7 protein-coding genes are annotated in these 8991 nt (G+C 24.8%); 1 reads left to right on the top strand and 6 read right to left on the bottom strand.

Features of this window, described 5'->3' with window-relative positions:
• Positions 1 to 132: 132 nt before the first annotated feature.
• From RH95_RS08915 to RH95_RS08940, 6 genes are all read right to left on the bottom strand, one after another.
• Positions 133 to 471, bottom strand: coding sequence for a lantibiotic dehydratase C-terminal domain-containing protein (locus RH95_RS08915; protein ID WP_369369287.1), 339 nt, complete (start codon positions 469 to 471; stop codon positions 133 to 135).
• On the bottom strand, positions 468 to 3149 hold the full coding sequence (locus RH95_RS08920; RefSeq protein ID WP_010248479.1) for a lantibiotic dehydratase: 2682 nt from the start codon (positions 3147 to 3149) through the stop codon (positions 468 to 470). Before RH95_RS08920 ends, RH95_RS08915 begins: the two co-directional genes overlap by 4 nt.
• A gap of 962 nt (positions 3150 to 4111) precedes the next feature.
• Complete coding sequence (locus RH95_RS08925; RefSeq protein ID WP_010248481.1) at positions 4112 to 5392, bottom strand: lanthionine synthetase LanC family protein; 1281 nt, start codon at positions 5390 to 5392, stop codon at positions 4112 to 4114.
• The gene (locus RH95_RS08930) at positions 5373 to 6167 is read right to left on the bottom strand and encodes a flavodoxin family protein (RefSeq protein ID WP_010248483.1); all 795 of its coding nucleotides are present in this window, start codon (positions 6165 to 6167) and stop codon (positions 5373 to 5375) included. The genes RH95_RS08925 and RH95_RS08930 overlap by 20 nt, the downstream gene beginning before the upstream one ends.
• A gap of 72 nt (positions 6168 to 6239) precedes the next feature.
• On the bottom strand, positions 6240 to 6419 hold the full coding sequence (locus RH95_RS08935; RefSeq protein ID WP_026038634.1) for a hypothetical protein: 180 nt from the start codon (positions 6417 to 6419) through the stop codon (positions 6240 to 6242).
• A 29-nt stretch (positions 6420 to 6448) separates the two neighbouring features.
• Positions 6449 to 6670, bottom strand: a complete 222-nt coding sequence (locus RH95_RS08940) for a hypothetical protein (RefSeq protein WP_010248485.1) — start codon at positions 6668 to 6670, stop codon at positions 6449 to 6451.
• 345 nt (positions 6671 to 7015) lie between these two features.
• On the opposite strand from RH95_RS08940, the gene RH95_RS08945 reads away from it, so the two are divergent.
• Positions 7016 to 8983 carry an ATP-dependent DNA helicase RecG gene (locus RH95_RS08945; RefSeq protein ID WP_010248488.1) on the top strand — a complete coding sequence of 656 codons (1968 nt, stop codon included), beginning with the start codon at positions 7016 to 7018 and terminating at the stop codon, positions 8981 to 8983.
• Positions 8984 to 8991: the final 8 nt, after the last annotated feature.

Below are 8991 nucleotides of genomic sequence, written 5' to 3' on the forward strand. Positions count from 1 at the left end.
TAATATATTATTTAGTTCTTTTCTTCTATCTATTAACTTTCTACATTTATAACTACTATGAATATTAAAATAATTTTCTTTTAAAATGTTATTTATCATTATTAGTGGAAAAGAATATCCATGACATATAATTCATAACTTCCTCTTTAAATACTTCTTTTTATTTAATAAGTCATAAACTGTATGTCTTATAATTACAAAAGTCTTGTATTCAAGAGCTCTATCTCCTGTTAATCTATTACAGTGCATATGTGAAAGTGACCCTATTATCATCTCCTTAGTATTTGTCAAATTATTTTCATTGTATAAGTAATCAATTTTGTCTCTATATTTTTTTAATATAATATTTAACTTTTGAATATATGATTTTAATGGTTCAAACTCTCCATATTTTAAATTTAATATGTCCTCTCCTATACTCATCAACTCTTTTCTTTTTTCTTTATATTCTTTTCTAAATTCTTTTGCTATGTTTTCCTATCAAGAAGTTCAAATAAATCCTTTAAATTATGTGAAGCCGCCATATATAAGTTAAATATCTCAAAAAAATAAATTTTCTCTATATCAATATCTTTATAATCTCTAAGTGTTTCTATTACAAGTTCAGAGCTTATTTGTGAGTATTCTTCAAATAAATATATAAGTTCATCTCCACCATACCTATTTATTTCTCTCTCATAACTATCTAATTCAATTTTATTAATAATATTTATTGTATATAAACTCTCTAACCACTTATTTATTGTTTTAAATTTCTCCAATGCTTCATCTTGATCTTTAAATTTGAATCTAAGCCTTATATGAGGTCCATATGTATCCTCATATCTAATAAAAAACCAAGTAGGATTTCCTAAATCATCAATTATATCTAAATGTCTAGTTAAAAACTCATTAATCCTATTACCTAAACCATATAATTTTATATAGATCCAACCGTCTTGAAAAGGCATAAATATTTTATTTTTTGCTTCTAGATTCAACCTAGAATCTATACTAATATTAGCAATTTTATACTCCTCTTGAATAAAAGAAAATACAAATTCATTTAAATAAACTCTATTTTTTTTATCATCTACAAGACTATTTTTTAACCCAGGCTCAATTTCTGTCAATTTAATCTCGCCTGTTTTCTTGTAGGTAGAATATAATAATTCTAAGCTTTCCTCTCTATTTAAATCTAACATTAACCTATTGTCGTTTTCACTTAGGTAAACTAAGTTATCCATCGTATATTCTTTTTTTAGATTTAACAAATCTCTTTTAAAGTCATTATATTTTTCTTTACTTAAATTTAAATAATCAAATTTCCACTTTTTTAAAGATATAATAACTCCTTCGAAATATATTCTAGGACTGTATATGTAATTTTCTGTTCCAAGTGCAAATATTCTATTTACTGGTACATCTTCGTTTAATGAAGATAACTCATATAAAAGTTGATACAATTTACTATTTACTTTAGTATTTAGCATATTGTCTTTTATAAATTTTAATTTTTTATTTAATGATTTTGATTTAATATAAAAGTTTTCTTTATCATCAAGACCAATAATTAGATCATCAATCATTAAAAATTTATTTTCATTTCCAGCTAAACCTATTGGAAGGTAGTATTCATAATTTTTAGTATTGTTAACTACATTTGATGTTCTTCCAGATACAGTACATTCTCTAAGTTCTACCTCTATGTAATTATCTTGTATTAGTTCTCTCGATTTTTTATATATTTTGTTATACTCATCAAAGTCTTCTTTTACAAAAGAATCGCTAAATCGTTGAAACATTGAGCCTTCTTTTGGAGCCCCTCCATTGGGACCAACTATTAAATTGTAGGCTCCTTTTGATTTAGTTATGTATAAATTTAAGTCAAATCCCTTTGTAAGATTTAGCTTACTATTATCAATATTTTTAAAATCATCTTTTGTAAGATATACTTCTTCACCATTAAATATAGCCTTTTCAATTTTATTTGTAATTATTTTACTAATCTCTTTTTCCCTATCACTTGGATTATAAGAATCATTTAAATAGATAAACCCATTAAATTTATTTTCATCAATTATCTCAATTAAATCAACTTCTATATTACTTCCGTATTTTTCGATAAACTCATTTTTAAAGTTATCTAAAAATCCATAATTATTAATTTCAGGACTAATTTTAGAAAATTCATTAACAAAATTTTCTATTTTATTTTTTAATTCTTTATTAAGAGTTTTACTTGAATATTTACATCCAGTATTAAGTTCTATATAATTACTAGATTCATTTAAAGATTTCATAATATTATAAATCTTTTCTAGGGTACTTATTTCTCTACTTTTCTTATACTCACTAAATAAATAGTTCAACTTTTTTAAACTATCAGTAATATCCCTAGCCTCTATGATATTTTCTAAGATCTTTATTAAATAAGTTAATATATCACTGCAATAAGCTGGAAGTCTTAAATTAGTAAATAAATATTCATTTTCCATTAATTCTTTAATTGTATTGTGAATAAGTAAATCATCTACATCTTCATATTCATTTTTAATAATACAAAATAAGTCGCTATATTTAATGAACTTTTGGGAGTTATTTTTTACTAATTTTACAAGATTTGTAAACCTAATACTATTTTCTTTAATCTCCTCAGAACTATTTGTTAAATTCCCTCTATTAGCAAAATAAGGATTTTTCAGCCTATCTCCATTAACATAGCAAATATCATTAAATTTTAAATATAAATTTTTAAATATCGTTGAGTCATCCTCTAATTTTTTTATTAAACCATTAGCCCAATCAGTATCTACTTTAATATCTATTATTTCATATTCTTTTTCAATTTTTGTATTTTGGCCAAATTCTCCAATCGATACGTTTGCAAAACTCCCGTAAGGGGTTGGTCTAGAACTTGCTCTTATAAAATATTTTAATAACCCTTGACATAGATTTCTATATTTCTTCCCTTTTTCAGGCTTATTTATATATGAGTAATAAAGTGATTTAGAAGATATTAAAAGAGCATTTTTAAAAAATTTATCTAAATCATAATTTTCTGAAATAAATTCATAAATATCCTTATTCGAATTCCTATATTCTTCCAAATAATTAAAAGGAATTGTCGGAGTTCGAATCATAAAATAATCCCAAATATTATAAATCATTACTTCACCTCTACTTATCAGTCTTATATTATACAGTACAACGTTTTCTGAGTTCATGGTATCAATGCTTAGTTTATTTGTCAATAGCTTTTTTTACTTCATTGTATAATGATATAAACTATATATAAAAGACTGTAAAATGAGGTTAGGCACATAAGAATAGGAGAAGTCATGTAAACTTTATGATATATTAGTAATTACCAAAAAAAATTCAGAAAGAAGATTTGCATGACTTATATAAATAATAATATAAATAGAAAAATTAAATGAATACACCTTTCAAAAAAAGAAATAATTTTAATATAAGTATATAAAGGAGGATATGGCAATAGATAAATTGCCATAAATTTAGGCAGATGACACCAGCCGATAAATAATGCATTAAAATGCTAGTGTCATTTAAAAGAGACAAGTTTATGTCTATAAACAAAAAAGTATTTTTCTAACCTTAACTACAAAATATATATTGAGAACCAGAAAAACCGTAGGATAAGAGCTAAGTTTTTAAATGCGAGAAATTTTTAAATTTGATCGATGAAAAACTTTTAAAAATAAATGGTCAGTTGACGCTTGTGTGGGTTACGCAAAAAGAAATAGGATTCTTAACACAAATTAGATATCAGCAGTTAAAAGTTTGTATAATTGAATAAATAAGAGAATAATGAAAACAAAAAAAATATAGACTTAATCCTTGAAATAAAAAGAAAATTAATAAAAAAAACAAGATAATGTTAGGAGAATTTATAAAAAAGGTGAATAAATAATTAGATACACATTTATGACGGAATTAAAATCATTATAAAAACCTTCCCTAAATGGTTAGAGAAGGCATATCATGCTGTTTACTTTATATTTAAAAATGACTAATTTATTATTATAATTAGAGAGTAAATAAAATTAAATAAACCAATAAAAATACGAATAGATATACTAGTCAAATTCCCTCCAATCTAGTCCTCGTTTTATACAGGATCGATTAATAATAATTTTGAATATTCAAAATCCCCATCATTTAAAGTATTTAATGTTATATAATAACCAAGTCCACCATTAATAAAATTTAAATTCTTATAGCAACCATCATAATCTTTTATTGAAATATGCTTATTTCTTGTATATTTTGACTCAATCCTAGCATTTACATCTATAAAAGAATCTAAACTCATTTCAAATAATTTATCCATTCTTCTTATAAATAGTTCATCTCCAGTTTCTTTATAGAATGATATTATTTCATTTATGACACTGGAGTATCCGTGACAAATATTTGGATTGTCAAGATTGTATAAGTTAAAGTCTTTGTTAATCATCTTTAAAAAGTTATGTCTATACTTCATATATTTGTCTTCATTTTCTAATATTTTATATATTTTAGCCAATATTCGGCTTATAGTAATACTTCCATAACACCAACTCATACACTTTGTATTCCTTGGATCTTTATCTAAATCCCAATCTTTATTATAAAAATCTTTTATTCCCAGCTGTGTTGGCCAATAAATTATACCATCACTCTCTTTTTCAAAGATATTATAAATATATAGCAACTTATCTATAGACTCTTTTAAACCTCGTATTTCATATCCTTTTTTATATGCTAACACTAAACAAATCAGAGGTGATAGCATCCCATGAGACAAGCTAAAATTTATATATCCATTATATCCATTATTTTTAAAGGCATTGTCATCTTCATCATGCTCAATATGAAAATTTAAAACATTCATATTTTTGTAAATCTTATCTTCTGTTAAATAGATGATATATTTAATAAAATTTGAAGCATCCTTATCAACATTATATACTAAAAAATAATATAAAATTCCGGAAATGCCTCTTATTAAATCATAATCATAAGGATTAACCAATTCATTTTCTAATAGATCTTGTATATGTAGGTTAGCTTCCTTGAATATAATATTCTCAAATTTATTATAAAAAGTTGTCATGCCACCATATTTATTTCTAAAAAAATTAACAATGAATAAATCAAATCCTTTACCACCTATTAATCCATATTCTTCAATCCCATATTCTTCAATATCTTCTTTTAAATATTGAAAATATTTTATCAAAATATTTTCAACTTCCTCACTTACATCGTCTTCTGTTATTAAAAAAAACAATGCAATATCTTTAAGTCCTTCACCCGATATATATGATTTCTTTAACAAATTTATGATATATTCTTTCGCTTCTAAAACAATATTATTGGCAAGCTTCTTATTTTTCATGCTTAGCATTTAAATAATCCTCCAAAACATTTGATAAAAATATTTTATCTTCTATAAAGTTATAATTATTTTCTTTTTTTCTATTAACAAATTCACTATAAGACATGCTTCTGCTAATCCAATTTTGATTCCAAAACCTAAATTCATTTTCAGGATAAAATTTTAATGATTCATATAACCTTTTTTTGAGAAGATTGTAACCAAACTTATAGTCATTAAAAATAAATTCAATTTTTTTATCATAAAAATCAAAATTATTGTCGATTATCTTATTAAATTCTTTAGTAAAGTCTTCTATAAATTTATCATAATTAAAATTTATTTCTATATAATCATAATTTTTGATATTTTTAATACCTAAATTCGTTTCAATCTTATTTAAATAATTTCTTACTATATCCGACCCGTTGCTAAATGTTGACGTTATAGTTAAACTAACCTTCCCTGAATATTCTAATAAATGTGTTTTATAAGAAATTCTATCTATAAAAGATTTAAATTTACCAGGTATATTATGAGAATAAACAGAACTCATAACTATAATTAAATCACTTTTTTTTATTTTGTTACTAATAAATTTAACATCATCTTTACTTTCAAACTTACAATAACCGTATTTAAAGCACATTCGGCAACCATCGCAGTTTATTATTTTTAAATTCGAAATATTTAATACTTCATATTTTACTTTTTTCGTATCCAGATTTTTACTTATATCGTTAGCTATTTTTTTTAATAAAGAATTTTTATTATTTGTTCCTATTAAAAATAAAATATTTATCATTTGTTTCCTCTTTAAAAGCTAATACACCCACATAAAGGGTGTATTAGAAAATTTTTGTGTCTTATGTTATTATTAATTATCTTCAACCTTATTATTTTTATCTCTTTTAATTGATTTTAAAAGTTTAACAATTGAATAGATAACTATTACTATAAAGACTGTAAGGAATGGATCTTTTAAATACGTTACCAATACTAATGATAAAGTTATTAAAAGAATATCTGATAAAATATCTGAATATTTTTTTCTCACAAAATCCAACTCCTTTTCATATACTCAATTTAGCAATAAGCATTACATGTATAAGTATGTGCACTATATCCACATCTTTCACCTTCAGTACAATGTTTGCTACATAAATTAGTGCAGTTTTCAGTGCATCCTTCTAAATAGCTGGATACTATAGCAGGTGATAATACTTTTGAAACCCCTTTTGTTTCTCCTCCGTTTTTTTGATTATTCTTTTTAACTTCTAAATCCAAATCAAAATCTTTAATTGTCATAATTTTACCTCTCCTTTTTCTAATACATAAATAGTTACTGTATACATTATATTAAAATATTTTTATTCACCTCCTTATTTAATAATTTAAAATATCATAATCTATAACATATCCATTCTATGTGATAACGATATCATACTTTTTGTTTATTGTCAAGTTCAACTATATACCAATAATGCCTGCTGCTGCATAAAATTTTTAGGTAATTTTTATAATTCTTATTAACCTTATATTTTACTAGCATTTTTTTGTTTTTTCTTATTATTTGTTGGTTTAAGTAATATATTATGTAAGTTTAATTAAAAAAAATATTAAATATTTTTATATAAAGGAGAATTTTTATTTATGGAATTATCATTGCTAGACCTACCCAAAACTAAAGAAAATCAGCTTATTAGAAAAAACTTAGATTCTATTGAAGATATTTTAGAGTTCCTACCCAAAGAATATTATGATTTTACAGAGCCTTGCTCAATTAAAACATCAGTTCCAAAGGGTTTTGACGAAAATATAGCTATAATTGGAAAATTAAAAACAATTAGAATGACCCCAAAGACTGTAGTTGCAACGATTACAGACTCTCAGAGACTGCTAGATATTGTATTTATAAACCAAGATTATAGATATGCTGACCTCTATCGTATGGAACAAAAAGATATAATAGTGTGCGGAAAAATAAGTATAAATCCTTATACAAAAAAATATCAAATGGTAAACCCTATGTATATATCTGAAAATATAGAAAAATACAAGAAAATTATACCAAGGTATGTAAAAGTAAAAGGAATGAGCGTGATATATTTTAATGACGTTATGAAGAAATGTCTTAATTATGTTCACGAGCTAGATGACTTTGATTCTAATATAATTAACAAATATAACATTATGACAAGAAGTGAAGCTTATAATGAAATTCATAACCCGACATCTCATCAAAATTTAAAGAGAGCTTATAACAGGCTTACCTTTGACAAATTGTTTAATTATTTGTGGTTAACTAATGAGAAAGATAGAAATAATATAACCAATACAGATATAAAGATCAAAAAAGTAAACCTAAGAGAAAAATTAAATACCCTCCCCTTCCCTTTAACAGACGATCAGGAGAAGACTGTAGCAAGTATTTTATCAAAAATGAAAGATAGCAAAAAAGTTCAAGGACTTATTCAAGGTGATGTTGGCTGTGGGAAGACTATAGTAGCCTTTCTCTTAATGTTTATTATGGCAGACAATGGATATCAATCAGTATTGATAGCTCCTACTCAAACTCTTGCTAATCAACATTATTTGGATATCTTAGAATATTCAGAAAAGTTCGGTTATAATGTTGGATTTCTTACTGGAACAACAAGAGCATCAGAGAAGAAAAAAATTCTTAAAAGTTTAGAGGATGGAGAAATTGACATTTTAATTTCAACTCATGCAGGATTTTCCCCTAACGTTAAATACAAAAACTTAGGTTTAAAAATTATAGACGAAGAGCATAGATTTGGTGTAAGGCAAAGAGAAAGTCTGTCTAAAAGGTATAAAAATATACACAGTATATCCATGTCGGCTACTCCTATACCTAGATCCCTCGCATTAATAAGCCATGGTAAAAACATTGAAATTTATAACATTTTAGAACTACCTAAAGGAAGACAAAAAGTAGAAACAGAAGTTACAACAGACACAGAAGAAGCTTATTCACACATAATAAGAGAAGTTAAAAAAGGTCATCAAGCTTATATAATTTGTCCTTTAATTGATGAAGGAAAAATTGAGGCTAAAAACGTAAGAGACACTAGGATTGACTTTGAAAAATATGTATCATCTATGGGATTGAATATAAAGGTATCTTCTATTTCTGGTGATATGAAACAAGAAAAAATAGATAAAATAATAGAAAGTTTTAACGAAGGAAAAATTGATGTTCTTGTTTCCACTACTATAGTTGAAGTAGGTGTAAATGTTCCTGACGCAACGGCAATGGTAATACTTTCTTCAGAAAGATTTGGTCTCTCTCAACTCCATCAGTTAAGGGGTAGAGTTGGTAGAGGAAAAAATAAATCCTATTGTATTCTTGTGTCGCCAAGAGAAGGACTAGAAAGATTAAATATAATGAAGAACTCTTCTTCTGGATTTGATATTTCAAAAGAAGATTTAAAACTAAGAGGACCAGGAGAACTATTAGGTTTAAAACAGTCAGGTCAATCTGAAGAGTTAATGTTAATCTTATCTTATCCAAAACTTGTTAACAGTATAAAAGAAGAAATAGAAGAGATATATAAAGACGAAAGCAGATTAGAATATTATAAAAAAATAGCACTATAACTAAAAAA

The organism is Peptoniphilus rhinitidis 1-13 (assembly GCF_000246925.1).
Taxonomy (GTDB): domain Bacteria; phylum Bacillota; class Clostridia; order Tissierellales; family Peptoniphilaceae; genus Peptoniphilus_A; species Peptoniphilus_A lacydonensis.